The organism is Pseudomonas caspiana, from assembly GCF_040224095.2.
In the GTDB taxonomy this organism is placed as follows: Bacteria; Pseudomonadota; Gammaproteobacteria; order Pseudomonadales; family Pseudomonadaceae; genus Aquipseudomonas; species Aquipseudomonas caspiana.
In genome coordinates, this window is record NZ_CP167995.1 from 2,798,313 (window position 1) to 2,820,068 (window position 21,756).

At 57.7% G+C, this 21,756-nt stretch carries 18 protein-coding genes; 8 read left to right on the top strand and 10 right to left on the bottom strand.

Annotated features, from left to right (window positions below; translation table 11 throughout):
• Positions 1 to 41 precede the first annotated feature (41 nt).
• From paoC to paoA, 3 genes are read right to left on the bottom strand one after another with little or no spacing between them, the layout of a single operon-like run.
• On the bottom strand, positions 42 to 2,240 hold the full coding sequence (gene paoC / locus ABRP31_RS12840) for an aldehyde oxidoreductase molybdenum-binding subunit PaoC (protein WP_349971949.1): 2,199 nt from the start codon (positions 2,238 to 2,240) through the stop codon (positions 42 to 44).
• Positions 2,237 to 3,193 carry a xanthine dehydrogenase family protein subunit M gene (locus ABRP31_RS12845; protein WP_349971950.1) on the bottom strand — a complete coding sequence of 319 codons (957 nt, stop codon included), beginning with the start codon at positions 3,191 to 3,193 and terminating at the stop codon, positions 2,237 to 2,239. The genes paoC and ABRP31_RS12845 overlap by 4 nt, the downstream gene beginning before the upstream one ends.
• Complete coding sequence (paoA, locus tag ABRP31_RS12850; protein ID WP_238599616.1) at positions 3,190 to 3,816, bottom strand: aldehyde dehydrogenase iron-sulfur subunit PaoA; 627 nt, start codon at positions 3,814 to 3,816, stop codon at positions 3,190 to 3,192. The genes ABRP31_RS12845 and paoA overlap by 4 nt, the downstream gene beginning before the upstream one ends.
• Positions 3,817 to 4,314: 498 nt before the next feature.
• Here paoA and ABRP31_RS12855 point away from each other — a divergent pair, with 498 nt between their 5' ends.
• On the top strand, positions 4,315 to 5,208 hold the full coding sequence (locus ABRP31_RS12855) for a LysR family transcriptional regulator (protein ID WP_349971951.1): 894 nt from the start codon (positions 4,315 to 4,317) through the stop codon (positions 5,206 to 5,208).
• Between the two features lie 101 nt (positions 5,209 to 5,309).
• On the top strand, positions 5,310 to 6,320 hold the full coding sequence (locus tag ABRP31_RS12860; RefSeq protein ID WP_349971953.1) for an aldo/keto reductase: 1,011 nt from the start codon (positions 5,310 to 5,312) through the stop codon (positions 6,318 to 6,320).
• A 655-nt stretch (positions 6,321 to 6,975) separates the two neighbouring features.
• Here the strand turns inward: ABRP31_RS12860 and ABRP31_RS12865 are convergent.
• Positions 6,976 to 8,100 (bottom strand): DSD1 family PLP-dependent enzyme, encoded by a 1,125-nt coding sequence (locus ABRP31_RS12865; RefSeq protein ID WP_349971954.1) that lies wholly within the window; start codon positions 8,098 to 8,100, stop codon positions 6,976 to 6,978.
• 96 nt (positions 8,101 to 8,196) lie between these two features.
• Between ABRP31_RS12865 and ABRP31_RS12870 the strand changes: the two genes are divergently transcribed.
• A complete protein-coding gene (locus ABRP31_RS12870) occupies positions 8,197 to 9,081 on the top strand; it encodes a LysR family transcriptional regulator (protein ID WP_349971955.1) in 885 nt (294 codons plus the stop codon).
• A gap of 73 nt (positions 9,082 to 9,154) precedes the next feature.
• On the opposite strand, the gene ABRP31_RS12875 is transcribed toward ABRP31_RS12870, so the two are convergent.
• Positions 9,155 to 10,516 (bottom strand): MFS transporter, encoded by a 1,362-nt coding sequence (locus tag ABRP31_RS12875; RefSeq protein WP_349971956.1) that lies wholly within the window; start codon positions 10,514 to 10,516, stop codon positions 9,155 to 9,157.
• A 127-nt stretch (positions 10,517 to 10,643) separates the two neighbouring features.
• Between ABRP31_RS12875 and ABRP31_RS12880 the strand changes: the two genes are divergently transcribed.
• Both ABRP31_RS12880 and ABRP31_RS12885 read left to right on the top strand, forming a co-directional pair.
• Positions 10,644 to 11,537, top strand: coding sequence for a LysR family transcriptional regulator (locus ABRP31_RS12880; protein ID WP_349971957.1), 894 nt, complete (start codon positions 10,644 to 10,646; stop codon positions 11,535 to 11,537).
• 63 nt (positions 11,538 to 11,600) lie between these two features.
• Positions 11,601 to 11,993, top strand: a complete 393-nt coding sequence (locus tag ABRP31_RS12885; protein ID WP_349971958.1) for a hypothetical protein — start codon at positions 11,601 to 11,603, stop codon at positions 11,991 to 11,993.
• A gap of 122 nt (positions 11,994 to 12,115) precedes the next feature.
• On the opposite strand, the gene ABRP31_RS12890 is transcribed toward ABRP31_RS12885, so the two are convergent.
• Together ABRP31_RS12890 and ABRP31_RS12895 are read right to left on the bottom strand one after the other, a co-directional pair.
• Entirely contained in the window at positions 12,116 to 13,690 is a 1,575-nt protein-coding gene (locus ABRP31_RS12890; protein ID WP_349971959.1) for a lactate dehydrogenase, read from the bottom strand.
• A gap of 243 nt (positions 13,691 to 13,933) precedes the next feature.
• A complete protein-coding gene (locus tag ABRP31_RS12895; RefSeq protein ID WP_087272259.1) occupies positions 13,934 to 15,040 on the bottom strand; it encodes a Gfo/Idh/MocA family protein in 1,107 nt (368 codons plus the stop codon).
• A 409-nt stretch (positions 15,041 to 15,449) separates the two neighbouring features.
• Here ABRP31_RS12895 and ABRP31_RS12900 point away from each other — a divergent pair, with 409 nt between their 5' ends.
• Both ABRP31_RS12900 and ABRP31_RS12905 read left to right on the top strand, forming a co-directional pair.
• Positions 15,450 to 17,000, top strand: a complete 1,551-nt coding sequence (locus ABRP31_RS12900) for a TerC family protein (RefSeq protein WP_349971960.1) — start codon at positions 15,450 to 15,452, stop codon at positions 16,998 to 17,000.
• A gap of 167 nt (positions 17,001 to 17,167) precedes the next feature.
• On the top strand, positions 17,168 to 17,419 hold the full coding sequence (locus ABRP31_RS12905; RefSeq protein WP_349971961.1) for a hypothetical protein: 252 nt from the start codon (positions 17,168 to 17,170) through the stop codon (positions 17,417 to 17,419).
• Positions 17,420 to 17,589: 170 nt separating this feature from the next.
• On the opposite strand, the gene ABRP31_RS12910 is transcribed toward ABRP31_RS12905, so the two are convergent.
• From ABRP31_RS12910 to ABRP31_RS12920, 3 genes are all read right to left on the bottom strand, one after another.
• Positions 17,590 to 18,738 carry a MalY/PatB family protein gene (locus ABRP31_RS12910; protein ID WP_349971962.1) on the bottom strand — a complete coding sequence of 383 codons (1,149 nt, stop codon included), beginning with the start codon at positions 18,736 to 18,738 and terminating at the stop codon, positions 17,590 to 17,592.
• A 99-nt stretch (positions 18,739 to 18,837) separates the two neighbouring features.
• On the bottom strand, positions 18,838 to 19,671 hold the full coding sequence (locus ABRP31_RS12915) for an amino acid ABC transporter permease (protein WP_349971963.1): 834 nt from the start codon (positions 19,669 to 19,671) through the stop codon (positions 18,838 to 18,840).
• Complete coding sequence (locus ABRP31_RS12920; protein WP_372489396.1) at positions 19,668 to 20,489, bottom strand: transporter substrate-binding domain-containing protein; 822 nt, start codon at positions 20,487 to 20,489, stop codon at positions 19,668 to 19,670. Before ABRP31_RS12920 ends, ABRP31_RS12915 begins: the two co-directional genes overlap by 4 nt.
• Before the next feature lie 199 nt (positions 20,490 to 20,688).
• Here ABRP31_RS12920 and ABRP31_RS12925 point away from each other — a divergent pair, with 199 nt between their 5' ends.
• Entirely contained in the window at positions 20,689 to 21,618 is a 930-nt protein-coding gene (locus ABRP31_RS12925; protein WP_349971964.1) for a homocysteine S-methyltransferase family protein, read from the top strand.
• The last annotated feature ends 138 nt before the right edge of the window (positions 21,619 to 21,756 follow it).

The window sequence follows — 21,756 nt, forward strand, 5'->3', positions numbered from 1 at the left end:
CAGCAGCCGTTATTGTTCGGTGATCCTCAGGCGCGTTGCGCTCAGATCATTTCCGGCAATGACTTGAGGACTTTATCCAGCGTGATGGGATATTCCCGAACCCTTGCGCCCGTGGCGTTGTAGATCGCATTGGCAATCGCCGCGCTCACGCCGCACAGGCCCAGTTCGCCGACGCCCTTGGCTTTCATGGGCGATGAAACCGGGTCAGTTTCGTCGAGGAAAATCACTTCCTGCTCGGGAATGTCGGCGTGTACCGGGACTTCGTAACCCGCCAGGTCGTGATTGACGAAAAAGCCCAGTCGTTTGTCCACGGCCAGCTCTTCCATCAGCGCTGCACCGACACCCATGGTCATCGCGCCGATCACCTGGCTGCGGGCCGATGTCGGGTTGAGGATGCGGCCTGCTGCGCAAACGGCCAGCATGCGTCGTACGCGGGTTTCGCCTGTTGCCATGTTGACGGCGACTTCGACGAAATGCGCGCCGAAGGTTGATTGCTGGTACTTCTTGGCCAGCTCGGCAAACTCGATGGAGTCCTCGGCCACCAGCTCTCCATTACGCGCAGCCTGGCCCAGCGGAACGCTGCGTCCTGCAAACTGCACCTGACCGTCCGCAAACACGGCATCGTTTGCGGTGTAACCCAGGCGCTTGATGACAGCTTCACGTAACTTCACGCAAGCCGCATAAACACCGGCAGTCGAGCAGTTGGCACCGAACTGGCCGCCGGAGCCCGCCGACACCGGGAAGTCCGAGTCGCCCAAGCGGACCACCACGTCATCCAGTGTGACGCCCATCATTTCTGCCGCTGTCTGGGCGATGATCGTGTAGCTGCCGGTGCCGATATCGGTCATATCGGTTTCCACCGTGACCTTACCGTTGCTGCCCAGACGCACCCGAGCGCCGGACTTGAGCAGAATGTTATTGCGGTAAGCGCAGCCAACGCCCATACCGATCAGCCAGTTGCCTTCGCGCTGCATACCGGGACGCGGGTTGCGCTTGCTCCAGCCAAAACGCTCGGCACCGGTTTGCAGGCACTGGATCAGGTTGCGTTGTGAGAAGGGTCGCTGCGGGTTGTTAGGGTCGACCTGAGTATCGTTCAGGACCCTGAACTCAATCGGGTCCAGGTTGAGCTTCTCCGCCATCTCGTCCATGGCAATTTCCAGGGCCATTAACCCCGGTGTTTCACCCGGCGCGCGCATGGCGTTGCCTTCCGGCAGGTCCAGCGTGGCAAGGCGCATGGCGGTCATGCGGTTTTCACCGGCATACAGAAACTGGGTAGGCTGCACGGCGTTTTCCACACCACCGCCCGCGAGATCACCGGACCAGCCTTCGTGGGCAATCGCGGTGATCTTGCCGTCCTGACCAGCGCCGATACGGATGCGTTGAATGGTCGCCGGGCGGTGCGTGGTGTTATTGATGATCTGCGGGCGGGCCAGCGCAACTTTCACCGGCCGGCCGCACTGTCGAGAGCCCAATGCCGCGAGAATGGCGTCTGAGCGAATGAACAGTTTGCCGCCAAAACCACCCCCTATGTAGGGCGAGACCAGCCGCACATTTTCCTTGGCCATACCTAGCGTGGTCGCGATGTCACCGACGCTCCAGGCAATCATCTGGTTGGACGTCCAGAGGATCAGTTTTTCGCCTTCCCAGGTCGCCATGGAGGTATGCGGTTCCATGGCTGCATGGGACTGATCCGGAGTGGTGTAGGTCGCATCGAATTGCACCGCAGCCGAACTGAACGCACCCGCAAAGTCGCCGCGCGCAGTGTCTGGCGCTTCACCCTCGGGCTTTACCGCTGCATTCAGATCGCGGCCCAGATCGTATTCGCCGTTGCTGCGCAGGTACTCCACCTGCACCAGTTGCGCAGCGGTGCGCGCCTGTTCGAAGGATTCAGCCACCACCAGCGCAATCGCCTGATGGTAATGCTGGATTTCCGGACCGCCGAGCAGCGTCGCGGTGTTGTATTTACCTTTGCCAAGCTTGCCCGCGCTGGCTGCGGTGACGATCCCGATGACGCCCGGCGCGGCGTTGGCAGCCTCCAGATTCATTGAGCCGATACGGCCCTTGGCAATGGCTGAAGTGACCACATAGCCATAAGCCTGATTCGGCACGGCATCGTGATGCTCGTAGGCGTAATGCGCCTGGCCGGTGGTTTTCAGTTTGCCGTCGATGCGCGGTGTGGCTTTGCCGACAACTTTGAGCTGGTCGATGGGGTTGGTGCTGGCCGGAGTATCAAATTTCATGAGGTAGCCCTCGCTTGCGCCATGACCGAAGCCAGCGTGCGCTCGGCGAGGGTGACTTTGAATTCATTCTCGTGGGTCGGCGTGGCACCGGCCAGTAGCTTGCTCATGACCGCCTTGGCACCGTCGGGCATCAGCGATTCAGCGTCCTCAACGCGCCATGGCTTATGCGCAACACCGCCCAGCGCTACACGACCTTTGCCGTTGCTTTGAACAACTGCCGCAACTGAAATCAGCGCAAATGCGTAGGACGCCCGGTCACGAACTTTCTGGTAGATGTGCGTGCCGCCAATCGGCGCTGGAAGGGTAACGGCGGTGATCAACTCATTGGCTGCCAACGATGTTTCGATGTTGGGCGTATTGCCGGGCAAACGGTGAAAGTCAGCAATGGGAATGGCCCGGGTTGTACCGTCCGGGCGAACAGTTTCCACCTGTGCATCCAGAACCCGCATGGCGATGGCCATGTCGCTTGGATGGGTGGCAATGCAGGCGCTGCTTACGCCGATAATTCCCAGTTGCCGCGTGACGCCGCCAATCGCTGCACAACCACTGCCCGGATGGCGTTTATTGCAAGCCTGATTGGTGTCGTAGAAGTACGGGCACCGTGTGCGCTGCAGCAAATTGCCAGCGGTGGTCGCGGCGTTGCGCAGTTGCCCCGAAGCCCCCGCCAGCAATGCTCTGGACAATAGGCCGTAATCCTTGCGCACACGGGCGTCGGCGGCGAGGTCAGTGTTGCGAACCAGTGCGCCAATTCGCAGGCCGCCTTCGGGCGTGGCTTCGATACGATCCAGCGCGAGGTCATTGACGTCGATCAGGTGCAGCGGGGTTTCAATCTCCAGCTTCATCAAGTCCAGCAGATTGGTGCCGCCTGCGATGAACTTGGCACCTTCGGTCTGGGCAGCCTGTGCTGCTGCTTCGGCGGGCGACTGCGCCCGTACATAAGTGAAAGGTCTCATGCGCTTACCTCCGCGACTTCGCTGATGGCGGCAATGATGTTGGAGTACGCACCGCAGCGACAGATATTGCCGCTCATGCGTTCCTGGAACTCACTGGCAATCAGTTGCGGACGATCGGTCAGGCTCTGGCTGACGTGGCTGGGGATACCCTGGCGAATTTCATCGAGCACGGCAACGGCGGAGCAGATTTGCCCCGGTGTGCAATAGCCGCACTGGAAGCCATCGTGCTTGATGAATGCGGCCTGCATGGCGTGCAGTTTGTCTGGCGTACCCAAACCTTCGACGGTGGTGACCTTCGAGCCTTGCTGCATGACCGCGAGGGTCAGGCATGAGTTAACGCGTTTGCCGTTGACGATTACTGTGCAGGCACCGCATTGGCCGTGGTCGCAGCCTTTTTTAGTGCCGGTCAGTTGCAAGTGTTCGCGCAGGGCGTCGAGCAACGTGGTGCGGGTGTCCAGGTCCAACTGCCGGGCCACGCCATTCACTTCAAGTGAGACCGGTGCGCGCACAGGGCGAGCCATCTGGTTGGCCGCCGATGCCAAGGCGGAAATGAATGGAGGGAGCACGGCCGTAGTGGCTGTTACTGCGCCCACGATCAGGAATTTGCGTCTGGTTATTTTCATCAGGTCACGGTCGTCCATTGTCTTGTTCCCACTCTTATGGGGTGGCTGCGAATTCAGCGGTGCTGGGCAGCGGCATCTGTATCGATGCCTTGTCAGTAAGTTCGCTTGCGCCGGGCGTCTTTGCGCCTTTGGGCCTGGTACGGCTGGCCGGTTTCAGGCAGGTCACGTTTCGTACAGGTCAAGGTTACGACTCTCCACCTTCCTGGAAAGTTTGCGTTTTCTGCCCGCTAACAGTTATGCGTTCTGCTCATGAATCAATGCGCTAATGTGCGAAGGGTTTGCGAGAGTTGTGAAGGTAGTGGGCCAGGCTTCACAGGACTATGCGCACAGATCGCAATACAGACCTGAGCTGAGCTCATCAATACCCTTCAATCCTTTATATCCGGCGTGCTAAAGGGCTTTGGACTCTGGTTGCTTCGATACATCTTGCAAACAAAAAGGATAGAGAATTAAGCGCTAGCTGGTTTAATCCAGCCTTTAAATGACGAGGGCTCATGAATGGCGCGGGACAGCTACAACGATTTGCTGGCATTCATCGCCGTGGCCCGGGAACGAAGTTTCACCCGTGCGGCCGCCCAGCTCGGGGTTTCCCAATCCGCTTTGAGTCATACCATCCGCTCGCTGGAAAACCGTCTCGGAGTACGGTTGCTGACCCGTACGACTCGTAGCGTGGCACCTACCGAAGCTGGCGAGCGTTTGTTCGAGAGCCTGGCGCCGCGCTTTGAAGAGATCGATGCTGATCTGGCCGAAGTGGTCGGTATGCGAGACAAGCCGCGGGGCACTATCCGTATCACTGCCACCGATCACAGTGCCAATACTGTTCTGTGGCCGAGGCTGGCTAAGGTTTTGCCGGAGTATCCCGAACTCAAAGTCGAGATTGTTACGGATTATGGCCTGACGGACATCGTCGCTCAGCGTTATGACATCGGCTTGAGGCTTGGTGATCAGGTTGCCAAGGACATGATCGCGGTACGCATCGCGCCGGACATGCGGATGTGCATCGTGGGCGCGCCGTCCTATCTGGAAACCCGCGGCATGCCGCTCAAGCCCGATGACCTGCATCAGCACAACTGCATCAATCTGCGTTTGCCGACTCATGGAGGGTGTTATGCCTGGGAACTGGCGAACGGCAACACCGAGCTGCAGATTCGAGTGGACGGGCAACTGACGTTCAACGGGGTGTATCAGATGCTTCAGGCCGCTCTGGATGGCGGTGGTCTGGCGTATATCCCGGAAGATCTGGCGCAACCGCACGTCGATGCGAGCCGTTTGAACTGGGTGCTGGAGGAGTGGTTTCCGACTTTTCCGGGCCTGCATCTGTATTACGCCAGTCGTCGTCAATCTTCCCGGGCGTTGGCGATCGTGGTGGACGCCTTGCGTTTGAACACATGAATCTGTTTCATAACTGCATCTCGCTTTACGGCCTTACTCAATAATCTCCGGTTCTCTACGATGGGCTGAATTCGTATTTCAGCCAATCTCCAGAGGACTTTATGGACTACCGATATCTTGGCCGCAGCGCTCTGAAAGTGTCGCCTCTGTGCCTGGGCGCAATGATGTTTGGCGGTGAAACAGATGAGCAGACGTCCAGACGCATCATCGACAAGGCATTCGAGCAAGGCATCAACTTCCTGGATACGGCCGATGCCTATCACGCCGGGCGATCCGAAGAAGTGGTCGGTCGCGCTATTGCTCAGCAGCGTGACAGCTGGGTCTTAGCGACCAAGTTCGGTTACCCGACGCCCAGAACTCAAGGGCCCAACGAGCAGGGCCAGTCGCGCAAATGGATCATGCAGTCGGTTGAAGCCAGCCTGAAGCGGTTGGGTACTGATTACATCGATGTGCTGTATTTCCACCGCGCGCTGACCGATGCACCGATGGAAGAGGGCGTTCGGGCAATCGGTGACCTGATTCGTCAGGGCAAGATCCGCTACTACGGCGTTTCCAATTTTCATGGCTGGCGCATTGCGGAGATGGTCCGTATCGCTGATCAATTGGGCATCGAACGGCCGGTGGCGAGTGAGCCGCTGTATAACATCGTCGACCGTAGTGCGGAGGTGGAGCAATTACCTGCCGCCGAGCAATATGGCTTGGGTGTTGTGTCCTATAGTCCGTTGGCGCGCGGTGTGTTGAGCGGCAAGTACGGGGTCGATGCACAGGTTCCGGCAGATTCCCGCGCCGGGCGTGGTGACAAGCGTTTGCAGCAGACCGAATGGCGTCCCGAGTCGCTGAAAATTGCCCAGACGATTGCCAGACATGCGGCTGAGCGTGGTACGACTTCGATTGCTTTCGCTTTGGCCTGGGTCTTGAAGAACAAGCTGATCAGCGCCGCCATTGCCGGCCCCCGAACCGAGGCGCATTGGGACACGTATCTGGAGGCGCTGAGTCTGGAGCTGGGTCCGGACGATGAGAAACTGGTGGACAGCCTTGTGGTGCCGGGGCATACGTCGACCCATGGTTATACCGATCCGGGTTATCCGGTGCAGGGCCGTAAAGTGGGGTAGGGTTGGCTGGGTCGTTTAGCTGTGTACATATCCGTTACCGCAGTCGGGGCTGATATTGGTTGCGCTTTTACAGCGCGTCACTTTTGGGGCCCAAAAGTAACCAAAAGGCCTTTACCCCACCACTTGGCACCTCGCTGTCGCTCGGCATGCCCGTAATCCGACATTGCTGCGTGGGGCCGCCGCCACCGGCCATCCATGGCCTGAGGCGGCTAAACCGGCATCCGTGCCGATTTGCCCCACACAGCAACATCGAATTCCGGCCGACGTGGTTTAACGGGGCGCCTCAGATCAAAATCAAAAGCAGAGCGAAAACGGCTGTAGCACCTCGGACTGGTAGGAGCGAACTTGTTCGCGAGACGTCCCAACGACCAACGCATTCTTGATCTGACACACCGCTTCGCAGCCTTCGGCAGCTCCTACAGAAAGTCGGTAAGTTCACATAGTCAGGTCGGCTCTCAGGCCGCCGCGCTTTTGATTTTGATCTGAGGCGCCTGCCGAGTGGTGGGGTAAGAGCGTTTTGGTACTTTTGTCTGGGCCGGCTTCCGGATCCATCAAAAGTGACGCGCTGTAAAAGCTCAACCAATATCAGCCATGGACGCAAAAACGGATATGTACACAAGAAAATTGTGTACATCCAGCGAAGGCCAAACACATATCACCACCCATACAACCGCCCCCAAACCTGCACTCGACCTTCGGCATCAACCGCCTGATATTCCGGAAACTGCGCGCCTGTCGCGCACGCATGGTTAGGAAGAATGCGCAGGCGGCTGCCGATCGGATAGCGCACGGTGATATCCGCTTCGCGAGTACTGACGATTCCGTGCTCCTGATTGGCCGCTTCAAACATTGCACCCTGAATCCATTCGCCGCTTTCGCTGCAGACCTGTCCATAACCGAAGTCGCGTTTCTGTTTCTGGGTACCCCGATCCCGACTCATCGCCATCCAGCCCGCGTCGGTAATGATCCAGCCTTTTTCTTCCTGATGACCAATGACCGTAGTCAGCACGCTAAGGGCCAGTTCTTCTGGCTGGCAAATGCCGACGTTGAGCATCACCAGATCAAAAAATACATAAACCCCCGCACGTACTTCCGTCACGCCTTCAAGGCTGGTGGCTGACAGCGCAGTGGGCGTCGAACCGATGCTGACTTCAGGGCAGGGCAGCCCGTGGGCGCGGATTTTTTCAGCTGCCAGCACGCAGGCCCGACGTTCCTGTTCGGCCATGGCCTGTAGCGCTTGGGGACTGTCCAGCTCGTAACTTGAACCGGCGTGGGTCATGACCCCGAGCAGTTGCATGCCGCCTTCATGAAGCGTTCGCGCGACGTGCAGCAACGTCGGGTCGTCGACTTTCAACCCGGAGCGATGACCATCGCTGTCGATTTCGATCCAGACCTCGAAGCGATGTCCATGTTCTCTGCCAAAGCTGACGATGGCCTCGGCGCCGACCAGACTGTCAGTCACGATGCTCAAACGACAGCCTTTCACTCGCAGCTCAAATGCCTGCTGCAGTTTGCCCGGTGCCATGGCCACGCCGTAAAGAATCTCGTCGATGCCATGGGCGAAACAATGACCGGCTTCTTTCAACGTAGAAACCGTGATGCCTTGTGCGCCAGCTGCACGTTGAGCGTCGATGACAGCGAGGCATTTGCTGGTTTTCACATGGGGGCGCAAGCGAACGCCCAGCGTGTCCATCCGTTGTTGCATACGCTGGATGTTGCGGTGCATACGGGGGATGTCGATGATCGCGGCGGGAGTGTCCAGAGTCTGAAGGGTTGGCATGGTCTTGGCTCTTGTTGGCAGTACGTGCCGCCAATCTACGTCGTTAACGTAAGTCTGTGCTTCAATGCAGTGGCATTTATCATTAAGTGAAATTGAATGATCGCCATCGAAGACTTGCGTCTGGCCGTGACACTGGCTCGTTCTGAATCTCTCAGTGCGGCGGCCAGAAGCCTGAATGTCTCGCCCCCGGCGCTCTCCATGCGTCTGCGCAAGCTGGAAGGGTTGCTGGGAATCAGCCTCGCGAACCGAACTGCCCGACGGTTGAGCCTGACCGCCGAGGGTGAGCGCTTCGCCCGGCAAAGCGCGTTGTTGCTGGAGCAACTGGAAGCACTGCCGGAGGACTTCAAACAGTCCGATGATCGATTGAATGGCACGCTGAGACTGGCAGCGCCGTTCGGTTATGGCCGGTTGCGCATCGCGCCGTTACTGGCCCGCTTTGCCCGGATGCATCCACAGGTGCGGGTGCATCTGGATTTGCGTGAAACGCCTTGGCCTGACCGTCACGACTGCGACGCGGTGATCCATATCGGTAGCGTCAGCGACAGCTCGTGGGTGGCGCGCACGTTGGCCCACAACGAGCGTTGGCTGTGTGCCAGCCCGGCGTATCTTGAGCAACACGGAATGCCTGAATCGCCCGAGGATCTGTTGCATCACCGGTGTATTTGCATTCGCGAAAACGAAGAGGACGTGACCCTCTGGCAGCTACGCAAGCATTCGGTACGGCGTACTCTGCGCATCGAACCGGCAATGCTCAGCAATGACGGCAGCGTCGCACGGCGTTGGGCGGAGCATGACCTGGGGCTGGTGTTGCGTTCCCAATGGGACATCAAGGATGCATTGGCCAGCGGGGCGTTGATCAGAGTTTTGCCTGATTGGGAATTCGACAGCGCGCCCATCAGCCTGCTGATGCGCTCCCGGAAAAACCGTACAGCGCGTTTGCAGGCGTTGGTGGCGTTTCTTGAAGAGGCGCTGGGAGATTAATCTGGAATGTGATGCTTGTGGGAGCAGAGCAAGCTCTGCTCCCACAAGCAGTCGCATTTCAACTTGGGTGATCTCAACCAGCAGCCTTTTCCTCAATCACCACCCGCTCAAATCGTCCGGCCAGCAAGCCATAGGACAGAATGCCCAGCACGCCATGGGCCGCGACGAACCACAGCGCGATGTTGAACGAGCCGGTCACTGCGACGATGTAGCCAATCACCAGCGGGGTGATGATCCCGGCAATATTGCCGATGCCGTTGAATACGCCGCCGCTGAGGCCAACCATGTTCTTCGGTGCGGTATCAGACAGCACTGCCCAGCCGACCGCCGCCAGACCTTTACCGAAGAAGGCGATGGCCATGACCGTGATCACCATCCAGTTGGCGTCCAGAAAGTTGGCCGAAACCAATATCGTCGACATTGCCATGCCGATGATGAAAGGGGTTTTGCGGGCAATGGAGGGGTGCACTCCACGGCGAATCAGCAGGTCTGAGAGCATGCCGCCCAATACACCGCCGGAGAAACCGCAGATGGCAGGCAGCGCCGCAACCCAGCCGGCTTCCATGATGGTCATGCCGCGTCCCTTGATCAGGTAGATCGGGAACCAGGTAATGAAGAAGTAGGTGAGGGCGGTGATGCAATACTGACCCAGGTAGATCGACCACAAGGTACGGCTGGTGAACAGCTGCTTGATTTCGCTGAGCCTGGCCTTGGGTTTTTTCGTCGTGCGGGTCAGCTCCAGGTCCACCAGTGCGCCGCCTTCGCGCATATATTCCAGCTCACGAGAGCTGAGGTTCTTATCACTGTGGGGTTCGCGGTAGAAAGCAAACCAGATCACGCTGAGCGCAAGACCCAGGCCGCCCATCCACAAGAATACATGTTCCCAGCCCCAGGCATGGGTCAGCCAGGCCATTAGCGGAGTGAACAGCACCACCGCCATGTACTGCGCGGAGTTGAACAACGCCGAGGCCGTGCCACGTTCGCTGGTGGGAAACCAGCAGGAAACGATGCGGTTGTTGGCCGGGAACGCAGGTGATTCAACAAGCCCGAGCATGAACCGCATGGCAAACAGACTGATGGCTGCCGAAGCGCCCATCAGACCGAACCAGCCGACGGTACCTTGCAACATGGTGAAGATCGACCACAGCACCAGGCTGCAACCATAGACTCGCCGCGCACCGAAGCGGTCCAGCAACCAGCCGCCGGGTACCTGACCCAGCGCGTAAGCCCAGGCAAACGCGGAGAAGATCACGCCGAGCATCATCGGATCCAGGCCCAGGTCCTTGACCACCCCGGTGCCCGCGATCGACATGGTGGCGCGGTCGGCGTAGTTGATCACGGTAACGATGAAGATCAAGGCAAGAATCAGGAAGCGATGGCGGCCAACCCGGGCTTGCGCCTCGACCTGGTCCAGTGGAATGGATTTTGAAAGCATGGGGCGTCTCCTGTAGGGACGTTTTATTTTTGTTAGAAGATATGACGAAATCTTTCCCCGATAGTAGGAGCGTTGGTGGATATACGTCTAACATAGATGCTGGATAGGTTGATGCGGATTTTGAATCGTGGAACTACATCAGTTGCGATGTTTTGTCGCCGCTGCCGAAGAACTTCACTTCGGCAGAGCTGCAACGCGGCTGCATATGACGCAGCCGCCGTTGAGCCGCCAGATCCAGTTGCTGGAACGCTCATTGGGCATCGTGCTGCTTGAACGCAACAACCGCGGCGTACGACTCACGGCAGCGGGTCGCGGCTTCCTGCGGGATGCGAGGCACATTCTTTCGTTCTCCGAGCAGGCCGGTAATTCGGCGCGGCGTCTGGCTTCGGGGGAAGTGGGCAGGTTGACGCTTGGATTTACCGGAGTGAGTGCCTACAGCCTGGTGCCGCAGTTACTGGCCAAAGCGGCGATTGAAATGCCTGAAGTCGAGTTTGTGCTCAAGGAGATGGTCTCCGATGCGCAACTGGATGCGCTGTCGGCGAACCTGATCGACATCGGTCTGGTGCGCCAGGTCAGGGATCGAGAGGTGTTCGATGCGCAGCTGGTTTACCGCGAGCCGCTGTTAGTGGTGTTGCCCTCGGGACATCCGCTGACCGCGCAGCCGTCGATTGCCCTGGCTGATCTGCATCATCAGCCTTTTGTGATGTATGCGCCGGATGAAGGCCGTTACTTCTATGACTGCATTGTCGGCCTGTTCGCCATGAGCGGTGTCACGCCGCACTACACCTATCATCTTGGCCAGACCCATACCATTGTCAGCATGGTTCAGGCGGGGTTGGGGTTGTCGATTGTTCCGGCCTCGGCTCAACAACTGCACAGCGGTGCGGTGGCATTTCGTCCGTTGTGTGATGCAAGTCTGAATGCTGATCTGCACATGATTTCCCGCAGCGATAACGAAAATCCGGTGCTCCCCGCGTTCCGAGCCTTGCTCAGCAAGGAGTTTGAAAATAGTCGATCCTGAAAAACTCGTCGATTGGTCCAGACGTGATGGCAAATTCAGGACAAGCCTCGGTATGCTGCGCCCATGACTGCCTCATTCCCTATCCGTCAGCCGTGTCCACCCGGCGCCTGCAACTGCGGGCGTGAACTGTTGCAGGCGCATGAGCAGCGGATTCTGGCGTTGACCCGCCAGGAAGAGAAACGCTTGCTGGAGCGTCTGGAGAATTTGCAGAGTCTGGCCGACCTTGAGCATATGCAGCGCAAGTTGTACGAGCAGTTGGGGATTCGGCTAGAGGTCATGCCGGGTTCTAATGAGGTACGCAGCATGCGTGGTATCGCGATTAGCATCGACGAGTTGCCGGGGCTGTGTCGCAAAACCCGGCAATCGATCCCGGCGGCGATAAGGCGGGGCCTGGAAAAGAACCCGGAAATCGCCTACCGGTTGCTGGACGCCCACGATCTGTTTCGCGACGCTTGAATGGTCTGCTAAAAGTTGATGCTGCAAATCTCTTGTGGAACTGGCGTCAGGTGGTAGAGCGCCTTACAGCCGCCACGCTTGTGTCGGCTGCCAGGCGGCTTTTCCGCTGAATCAAGCCTGCGTCAGCGACTAACCGACGACGTATCGGATTGCAGCAGTACCTTGGCGTGAATGGCCAGCAGATCGTCCTCAAGCGTCGACTTGCCTGTCATAGCCCGCGAGCTTCGGTCGTTGCGCAGGGCATCGTCAATAATCCCCAGCAAGTTGCGAGACGTGGAGATCTCTTTCGGGGTGTTAATGGTATCGACCAGTTTACCCATCTCGTACCTGAGCACATTTGTAGACTGTTTGACGTTCTGAGTTGAACGGGCCTCTACCAGCACACCTTTGTCATAGCCAATGCGCGTTGTGCTGTCGGCCTGGTCCTTGATCTGATAGAAGCTGTAGTTTTGCGACTCGGCGTTCGAATCCAGGGCCAATGCCGTGCCTGGATAAATGCTTTTGTGATACGACGCGTCGAGGCTGGATGTCTGTTTCTGCTCGATTGATCGCTTATCGTTGCTGGCACCTTTGATTTCGGTAGTTTGCGATGCGTTATAAGAGAACTTGTCGGCTTCGGCGGGGCGCATCGGGTTGATGTACTGGGCGGTTTGCGTCAGCGATGCGCTGAAGTCTGCAAGCCCGGTCAACATTGAGCGATCAACATTATTCAGGCTGGAACTGGCGGTGCCGCTCAGGCTCTTGGTACCGCTCTGCAGCGATGAAAACGCATCCTTGAACAACGCCATCAGATCTTTATCGCCTTCGCCCCGGCTTTGCGCCGCGTCAAATTGCTCAAGGTAGCTCTGGACGGCCTTGGCTTGCTGTTGTGCATTACCCAGTATCGCCGCGTTGTTATTGACGCTCAGTTGGACATTGCCCGCTGGGCCGCTCATGTCTACTGACTTGGTCTTCTCATCAGCTTTGAAACTCAGGGTCTGAACTTGATCCTGGCCAACTTTCAGGCTTGCACTGAGGTCAATCGATGAGAACAGACTTGGGTCAAGCTCGGCGAGACTGCCGAGGTTCAGGCGCGGCGTTTTGGCGGTAAGTCCATCAATCGCGCCCTGAAACGAATCGGCCAACGAGGCGAGGGCCTCGCGCTCACCGTCGGTGAGCTTGCCGCCTGTGACGTCGGCTTTGACAGCAAGACCATCATCGTCGCTGCTCAAGTTCAGGGTGATAGTTGCGCCACTGGTGGTTTTCAGGGTCAGGGTAATGGTGTTCTGCGCATTACCGTGCAGTTGCGTCTGAGCTGACTTCAGCGCCGAAGCATCTTTCACGTCGCCAGCGGCTGACCTGATGATGGACTGGGAAAAAGTAGTGGAGTCGTTTTTTGCAAGTTGCTCCAGCAGCGCCGCGCCCAAGCCCTGAAAGCGTGCCGCATTGGATCTCGTCGACAGGTTGTGTGTCATCGCAACGGTCAGCGGGTCGCTAACATTTTGCTCCAGGGTCAGCACTGGTTCTGCGTTGTACAGACCACCCCGATTGGAGTACGTGGTCGCATCGGTGATTTTTACATCCTGGCCAAGCATAACCACGGAGGCGGGTGAACTGGCGAGTGTCAGAGGCGCACTGTTGGCGCCCACCGGTACGGTGGTCGTGGCTGGAGTAGTGATGAGCGGCGTGCTGGCAGTGACTAACGAGACAGAGGTCATAGCGCTTCCATGCTGGCTTGATTGGATTTGTATCTACTTTGTAGCGGCCGGTTACATGGAAACTTTAGAACGGGACCTGGATGAGGAAGGCGACATGGTTGCCGACGTGGGACCGGCTTTAGCCGGGAAGGCTGCCGTTCAGACAATGTAGATGTGCTGAATGTAATGGCCTCTTCCCGGCTGAAGCCGGTCCCACATCAGTTGCCGAAATCAAATCCTGTTTCGACGGGGCTCCGAGTACTCTTACTCATTAGGCTCATCGGTATTGATGTATTCCGGCACTTTGGCCAGCGGTAACCGACGGGCCTGTTCAATGCTGATTCCTGGCCGATCTGGCAGTGGCTCAAGTTTTTGCACTTGGCCGGTTTCCAGGCTGCGTTCGATCGCCGCCAGTACCCGCACATCGCGCCAGCCTTCGTCGCCATCGGGTTCTGGCTCGCGGTCCTGCAGGATGCAGTCTGAGAAGTACTGGGTCTGGCCGCCGAACTGGTCCACCACAGGATGTTCATGTTCTGTGGTTTCGTCACCGATGATTGCCCGGTAACTGATCGCGACGCCTTCACCAAAACCGAAGCATGGCGATGCTTCAAACTCGCCCTTGGTGCCTATCAATTGATAGCGCTGGGTGCCCGGCAGGCTGTAGCTGACGGTGAATTGCGCCAGTCGTTCTTCCGGAAAGCGCAGGGTCACGCTGACGGTATCCGGCGTATTGATTTCGCGCCCCGGCGTATGAATAGCCACGGCATGAACTTCCAGCGGCTCGGCATCGAACAGGTTGCGGACCGCATTGATCGGATACGGCCCCATGTCCGCCGCAGGTCCTGCCCAATAGCCGTTCTGCATGCGGTGATTTTTCGGATCTGTTGTTTGCGCAAAGGTCGCTGTAAACAACCGTGGATCGCCGATTTCGCCTGCGCGGACGCGGCCGATCATCTCCACAGTGCCCGGCTCGAAATGCAGCCGGTACGCAATCATCAGTTTGGCGCCCGAGCGTTTGGCGGCCTCGGTGATTGCAATGCAATCTTCTTCGCTGGTTGCCATGGGTTTTTCCAGCAACACATGAATGCCAGCTTCCAGTGCAGGTACGGCAAACTCCCGGTGGCGGAAGTTAGGGGTCGCCAGATAGATAGCGTCGATTTCCCCTGACTTAAGCAGCGTGTCGAATTCGTCGTAGTGATAACTTTTCAGGTCGTACAACTCGGCCAGCTTGTCAGCTTTGATCGGGTCGCCAGTCACCAGTGCAGTCATCACCGAATTATCAGTCTGATCGACGCCCGGCATGAACGCCCCTTGAGAAATCCAGCCTCCGGCAACCACTGCGTAACGGATTTTGCCCTGTGCATCTGGCATGAGATAAGCCTCCAGAATCGCCCGGCGGTATGCCCGGCACCTATAGAAGGGGCACGCGGTGGCTCTGGAAGTTCAAAGCAATTTCAGATGTGAAGACGGGCGAGGGCAGAACGATGTCAAGCTTTGTAATACTTTTCGTGAGTGGGAAAGTGACTTTTCCGTTGTAGGATCACAGCCCGTAATAAATCTCAGGATTGTATGAACACCGTTCAGGAACCTCCCGGTTGCTTTGCTTCTAACTGCTTCGCTTTTAACTTCAGTGCCGATCCCGCTTCCCCTCGCGGATCTGCTCGTCTGAATACCCCCTTCGATAATCCGTCTCGTGTGTCCTTTGCGGCCGACGTATATTTACGTCCGGCAGGCTCACTAACGTCCGTCAAATCCCGTCTGCGAGAGATTCAATAGTTCTATGGAATGGATAGCTGATCCCACGGCCTGGCTTGGCCTGCTCACTCTGATCGTTCTGGAACTGGTGCTGGGCATCGATAACCTGGTGTTCATCGCGATCCTCGCTGACAAGCTGCCACCCGAGCAGCGCGACAAGGCGCGGGTCATTGGTCTGTCGCTGGCGTTGATCATGCGCCTGGGTCTGCTGGCCAGTATTTCCTGGATGGTGACCCTGACCGCGCCGCTGTTCGAGCTTTTCGATCACAGCTTCTCGGGGCGCGACTTGATCATGCTGTTCGGTGGTGTGTTCCTGTTGTTCAAGGCCACCATGGAATTGCATGAGCGACTCGAAGGTCACGTCGCCGAACGCACCAGCAACAGCACGTACGCCCGATTCTGGCCAATCGTTGCGCAGATCGTGGTGCTGGACGCCGTGTTCTCCCTGGACGCGGTGATTACAGCCGTGGGCATGGTTGAGCACCTGTCTGTGATGATGATTGCCGTGATTTTCTCCATCGGCCTGATGATCATCGCCAGCAAACCGCTGACAAAGTTCGTCAATTCGCACCCGACCGTGATCATGCTGTGTCTGGGCTTCCTGATGATGATCGGTTTCAGCCTGACTGCCGAAGGCCTGGGCTTCCATATCCCGAAAGGCTATCTGTATGCGGCGATTGGCTTCTCGATCCTGATTGAGCTGTTCAACCAGATCGCCCGCAAGCGACGCAAGAAGTCGTTGCATGGTGCACGGCCTATGCGTGAGCGCACAGCACACGCGGTGCTGCGCCTGTTGGGTGGGCGCAAGCTGGATGCCGATGAAGTAGGCGAAGAAATTGCCGATTTGCTCGAGGGTGAGCAGACCGAGGCGGTGTTCCACCGTCGTGAGCGAGTGATGATCAGCGGTGTGCTGCAATTGGCTGAGCGTCCGATTCGTTCGGCCATGACACCGCGGGCCGAGGTGGACCTGATCGACCTGGCGGATGATCCGGAAACGGTGCGAACCAAGCTGATGCATTCGTCCTATTCACGTTTGCCGTTGATTCGTGAAGGTCGTGTGGATGAGCCATTAGGTTTCGTGCACAAGAAGGAGTTGCTCAAGGATCTGCTGGCTGGCAATGAGCCGAACCTGGAGTTCATGGCCCGTAAAGCGATCAATTTGCTGGAAAGCTTCACGATCCTTAATGCTCTGGAGCAGATGCGCAAAGAGTCGACACACATCGCGTTCGTGATCAACGAATTCGGCGACTTCATCGGCCTGTTGACCATGACCGACATTCTGGAATCCATCGCGGGTGAGTTACCCGATGCCAGTGAAATTGAAGGTCCGGACGTCGTGGCTGAGGAGGACGGTTTTATCGTCTCTGGTGGCCTCAACCTGAGCCAGGTACGTGAACGGGTCGGTTTTCAGGCCCATGCGACCGAGGACTACCAGACACTTGCCGGCCTGGTGATGAGCCTGCTGGATCGCTTGCCGAGGATTGGCGACAAGCTGGACTGGGAAGGTTGGGATATGACCGTTGTGGGCGTCGAAGAGCGACGTGTCACCCGTGTTCTGTTGCGCAAGCCGCAGTGACCATCACGTGATGAAAGCCCTGCTGTTGCTGGGCAAGCTCGAGCCAGACACCTCGCGCTCCAGCATCATCGGGGCTGATAATCAGTATCTGTAAGGGTGGTTTTTCATAAGACGCCAGTGAATTTAGATTGGCCCCATCACTTCGAAACAACTATTGGAGCCACATCATGAAACGCACTATCGCTTTGAGCTTTGCCCTTTCGGTCCTGACTGCTACCGGCGCTTTCGCCAGTACTTCGCCAATCCAGACCGTCGCTGCGTCCACTCAGGTTGCAGATCGCTCCAGCGTCGCTACCCCGGAAGTTCGTGTTGCCGGTACCGGTAACAAAACCTTCGACCGCGCTGAAGTGAATCTGGACAAGAAAGTAGTGGTTGCAGAAAACCGCAAAGAATTCGGCTCGCAGTATCAGCGCTATTGATCGCGAGGTCCGAGCAGGAACAGCCCGGCTAGCCGGGCTTTTTTGTGTTCATCGAAAACACAAACCTGTAGGCGCTCACGGGCAGTGCGAGGCAGCGATAGCGGTGTGTCAGGAAAGACGCGATCGCTGCCTCGCGCTGCTCGTGAGCTCCTACAGGGTAATGTGCTTATTCAACGATCGCGCAGACTGCGTTCCATCCGCGCCAACCCTTCCTCCAGAAGTACCCTTGGGCAACCGAAGTTCAGCCGTACGAACTGTTGGCAATCATCACCAAACTCCGCTCCGGCGCTGAGGCCGACTTTGGCGTGTTCGAGGAAAAATTTCTGGGGATCGTCCAGGCCCAGGGCGGAGCAATCAAGCCAGGCGAGATAGGTGCTTTGCGGCAGGTGCATGATCACTCCCGGCAGGCGGGTTTTCACGGCCTGGGCCAGATAATCACGGTTGGCCTGCAGATACGCATTGACGTCTTTCAGCCATTCTCCGCATTCGCTGTAAGCCGCGCGCGTGGCCTCAAGACCAAGCACATTGACGCTGTCGACCAGACCCAACCGACCGGCATTGAAGCGCTTGCGCAGAGATGGGTCCTGAATCACTGCGAAAGCGGTTTTCAGTCCGGCGATGTTATAGGCCTTGCTCGCCGACATCAGGGTGACAGTGCGCTGTGCAATCTGCGGGCTGAGAGAGGCGATGGGCACATGCCGACGGCCGTCGAAAAGGATATCGGCGTGAATGTCATCAGAAATGATCAGCACGTCATGCTGCACGCAGGCTTCGCCAATCAGATGCAGCTCTTCGCCACTGAATACTTTGCCCAGCGGGTTATGCGGGTTACTCAGCAACAGGGCGCCGGCGCTGGCCAGTTTGCTGTTTAGCGCAGCAATGTCTGTGTGGTACTCGCCATTGGCGTCGGCCTTGAAGGGCAATTCGATACGCGGCTGCTGCCAGTGATTCGGCGCTTGAGAGAGTGGCGAGTAATTAGGCGTCTGCAAAACAACGCCGGAATTGGCCGGGACCAGTGCGTTGAGCGCCATGTTGAAGCCCGGCTCGACACCGGGCAGGAACACCAGCTCTTCAGGCTGAACACGCCAGGCATAACGCTGCCAGAGGTAATCGACGACCGTCTGGCGCAGGTTGTCCTGCGCAACGCCGTACCCGAGCAGCGGATGTTCCAGTCGTTTCTGCAGCGCCTGAATAATCGGTTCGGCCACCGGGAAATCCATGTCCGCTACCCACATTGGCAGCACGTCGGCGGGATACAGGCTCCACTTTTTGCTGTCGGTGCCGTGGCGTTCGAATACGGTGTCCAGGTTGATCGTCATTTCAGTCTCTACAGGCGGGGGAGCAAGGGCGACAGGTTAGCTGCGCCCATCGCATCGGTCCACCCGCACCTGAGCTGACTGAACGGGACCGTGATCAGGTCAGCGCTGGTTTTTATAAGCTTTGCCGTAATGCCGCTCCAGACGAGCCTGAATCAACTCCAGCCCAATGGACAGCAGCCAATAGATCAGCGCCGCAGTGGTCAGCATTTCGATATAGCGGTAGGACGACCTACCATAAGACTGCGCGAGGAACATGACCTCCCAGACACCCATCACCGAGATCAGGGACGAATCCTTGAGCATGGAAATGAATTGGCTGGTGGTCGGCGGAATGATCGTGCGCATGGCTTGCGGCAAAGTGATTTGCCAGAACACCACGGTAGGACGCATGCCCAGCGCAGCAGCGGCTTCGCGTTGCCCGGGTGAAACACCGATGATACCCGCCCGAAAGATCTCGCTCAGGTAAGCGCCGTAGTTCAAAGACAGGGCGATGATGCCTGCGCTGATCGCGCCCGGCACCACGCCCAGTTGCGGCAGGCCGAGGTAGATCAACAGAATCTGAATCAGCAGGGGCGTGCCACGAAAGAACGACGCATAGAAACTGGCGATGCCAAACGCGACCGCACTGTTGGACAAGCGCGCCAGCGCCGTCGCAAAGCCCAGTATCAGCGACAGCCATATCGAGCAGAAGCACAGGAAAAGCGTCAGTGCAGCGCCTTGCAGAAAGCCGTTGGGCGCCAGATGCAGCCCGACCAGATATTCCCATTTCGCCGCGATAATCGAGAACTTCAGGTCGAAGCTCATGAAAAACGCGATGCACAGACCGAGCATCACCATCCAGGTCAGGTACAGGCGCGTTTTAAAGCCGAAAACTCGCAGCAGGCGCGAAGATCCGGCGTTCAGGTCAGGCGGGGCAGGTTGATGCTGGCTCATTGGGTGATATCAGAGCCGATCCATTTCTGGGAGATCTTGCCCAGCGTACCGTCGGCCTTGAGCTCGCCGATGACTTTGACCAGCTTGGCATCCCATTCCGCATCGCCTTTTTCGGTTGCGACTACATTGGGTTCCGCGTAGAGCGTCTCGCCAGCGATCTTGAAGCGCGGGTCCTGATTGATTCGCTCGCGCGCAGTGATCAGGTTAGTGATCATGGCGTCGAGACGAACACCTGCGCCCAGTGCCAGGTCCTGGAAGGCCACGGTTTCGTTGTCGTACGGTGCAGCCTGAACGGCGTCGAATGGATAGCTGATCGGCTTGTCTTCCGCGCCCTCAATCACCAGATCCTTGTTCAGGTAGGCCTCGTAGGTCGAAGCGCTGATGACGCCAACTTTCTTGCCCGAAAGGTCTTTGGCTGACTTGATCGCATCATTCTTGGCGTTGACCACGATGACCGCTGGCGACTGGTAGTACTCGACCGGGAAGTTGAACACTTGAGCGCGGGCCTGGCTCGGTGTCATGGAACAGATGCACACATCGTAGCGGTTGCCCCAGTGGCCCGCGGCAATGACGTCCCAGGACGGAGTGGCCAGTTGCAGTTTCACGCCCAGCTTGTCGGCGACTGCTTTCGCTACGTCGACGTCGAATCCGTCCAGCTGGTTTTGATCATTAAGGAAGGAAAACGGTGGGTAGTTCTCCATCATCACGCCGACCATTTCGCCTTTTTTATTGATTTTATCCAGCGTCGCACCGGCCATGGCGGTAGAGCAGACGGACAGCAGAGCAAGGCTCAAAGGCAAAACAGCACGTAGATTCATCACATCACCGAATAGATCGAACACAAATAATTGGTATATATTTAAACGCGATATTAAAAATGTCCTTAATTATTAATTGATCTAAATGCCTGCGCTTTGGTTATAAGTCGAAGTTTTTGGGTTTTATCAATCGCTGCTGCTCATCAATTCATCTAGTCGCTGCTTTCCGCAGCGGGCGTCCAGTTTTCAGGAGTTCCCCATGTCCGCAACCGAATCCACAATCGAAAAGTCTGTTCCTCTACGCCTGCTGGACGGTGGAATGGGCCGGGAACTCATGCGCATTGGTGCTCCGTTTCGTCAGCCTGAATGGTCGGCTCTGGCGCTGATCGAAGCCCCGGAATTTGTCCTCAAGGCGCACCAGGCCTTTATCAACGCCGGAGCACGGATCATCACCACCAACAGTTATGCGCTGGTGCCGTTTCACCTGGGTGAAGAGCGTTTCGCTGCGTCCGCTGCGGCGTTATCCGAACTGGCAGGTCAGCTTGCACGGCAGGCCGCGGCAGAGGCTTCTCAGCCAGTTCTGGTGGCCGGTTCGTTGCCGCCTGCGTTGGGCTCCTATCGTCCGGATCTGTTTGATCACGATCAGTCTGTCGCTATTCATCGCATCTTGATTCAAGGGCTGAAGGCCAGCGTCGATGTGTGGCTGGCTGAAACTCAAAGCTCGATCGCTGAAGTGCGCGCGGTACGTGAAGCGTTGGGTGAGGATGAGAAGCCATTGTGGCTATCGTTTACCCTGGAAGACGGTGAAGACCATGGTCCTCGTTTGCGCTCCGGTGAGACGGTCGCCGAAGCGACAGCGGTTGCCATTGAACTCGGTGCGCGTGCCGTGCTGTTCAACTGCAGCCAGCCGGAAGTCATGGCTGCCGCACTGGTCGCGGCACTTGACGTGATTGATGCGGCATCGGCGCAGATCGAGTTGGGCGTGTATGCCAACGCGTTTCCGGTGATGGAAGTGGAAGAAGAGGGCGCCAACGATACCCTGCACGAGATTCGCGAAGATCTGGGGCCTGACTCTTATGCCCAGTGGGCGAGTACATGGGTAGAGAAGGGCGCAACGGTTATCGGCGGTTGCTGCGGTATCGGGCCAGAGCACATCGCGGCGTTACGCAGCCATTTCAAGCTGGTGTAGACCTCGGCAATCACACCAGGGATTTGTAGGGGCACACGAGTACCGCGAGGCTGCGATGGCGGTGTGGCAGGCAGAACGCTATCGCGGCCTCGCTGTGCTCGTGCGCTCCTACAGGGTCGTTATTCGCCGTGAGATTGC

Coding starts and splice junctions, on each gene's coding strand:
- paoC (WP_349971949.1), bottom strand. CDS start 2,240: ATGAAATTTGATACTCCGGCCAGCACCAACCCCATCGACCAGCTCAAA.
- ABRP31_RS12845 (WP_349971950.1), bottom strand. CDS start 3,193: ATGAGACCTTTCACTTATGTACGGGCGCAGTCGCCCGCCGAAGCAGCA.
- paoA (WP_238599616.1), bottom strand. CDS start 3,816: ATGAAAATAACCAGACGCAAATTCCTGATCGTGGGCGCAGTAACAGCC.
- ABRP31_RS12855 (WP_349971951.1), top strand. CDS start 4,315: ATGGCGCGGGACAGCTACAACGATTTGCTGGCATTCATCGCCGTGGCC.
- ABRP31_RS12860 (WP_349971953.1), top strand. CDS start 5,310: ATGGACTACCGATATCTTGGCCGCAGCGCTCTGAAAGTGTCGCCTCTG.
- ABRP31_RS12865 (WP_349971954.1), bottom strand. CDS start 8,100: ATGCCAACCCTTCAGACTCTGGACACTCCCGCCGCGATCATCGACATC.
- ABRP31_RS12870 (WP_349971955.1), top strand. CDS start 8,197: ATGATCGCCATCGAAGACTTGCGTCTGGCCGTGACACTGGCTCGTTCT.
- ABRP31_RS12875 (WP_349971956.1), bottom strand. CDS start 10,516: ATGCTTTCAAAATCCATTCCACTGGACCAGGTCGAGGCGCAAGCCCGG.
- ABRP31_RS12885 (WP_349971958.1), top strand. CDS start 11,601: ATGACTGCCTCATTCCCTATCCGTCAGCCGTGTCCACCCGGCGCCTGC.
- ABRP31_RS12890 (WP_349971959.1), bottom strand. CDS start 13,690: ATGACCTCTGTCTCGTTAGTCACTGCCAGCACGCCGCTCATCACTACT.
- ABRP31_RS12895 (WP_087272259.1), bottom strand. CDS start 15,040: ATGCCAGATGCACAGGGCAAAATCCGTTACGCAGTGGTTGCCGGAGGC.
- ABRP31_RS12900 (WP_349971960.1), top strand. CDS start 15,450: ATGGAATGGATAGCTGATCCCACGGCCTGGCTTGGCCTGCTCACTCTG.
- ABRP31_RS12905 (WP_349971961.1), top strand. CDS start 17,168: ATGAAACGCACTATCGCTTTGAGCTTTGCCCTTTCGGTCCTGACTGCT.
- ABRP31_RS12910 (WP_349971962.1), bottom strand. CDS start 18,738: ATGACGATCAACCTGGACACCGTATTCGAACGCCACGGCACCGACAGC.
- ABRP31_RS12915 (WP_349971963.1), bottom strand. CDS start 19,671: ATGAGCCAGCATCAACCTGCCCCGCCTGACCTGAACGCCGGATCTTCG.
- ABRP31_RS12920 (WP_372489396.1), bottom strand. CDS start 20,489: ATGAATCTACGTGCTGTTTTGCCTTTGAGCCTTGCTCTGCTGTCCGTC.
- ABRP31_RS12925 (WP_349971964.1), top strand. CDS start 20,689: ATGTCCGCAACCGAATCCACAATCGAAAAGTCTGTTCCTCTACGCCTG.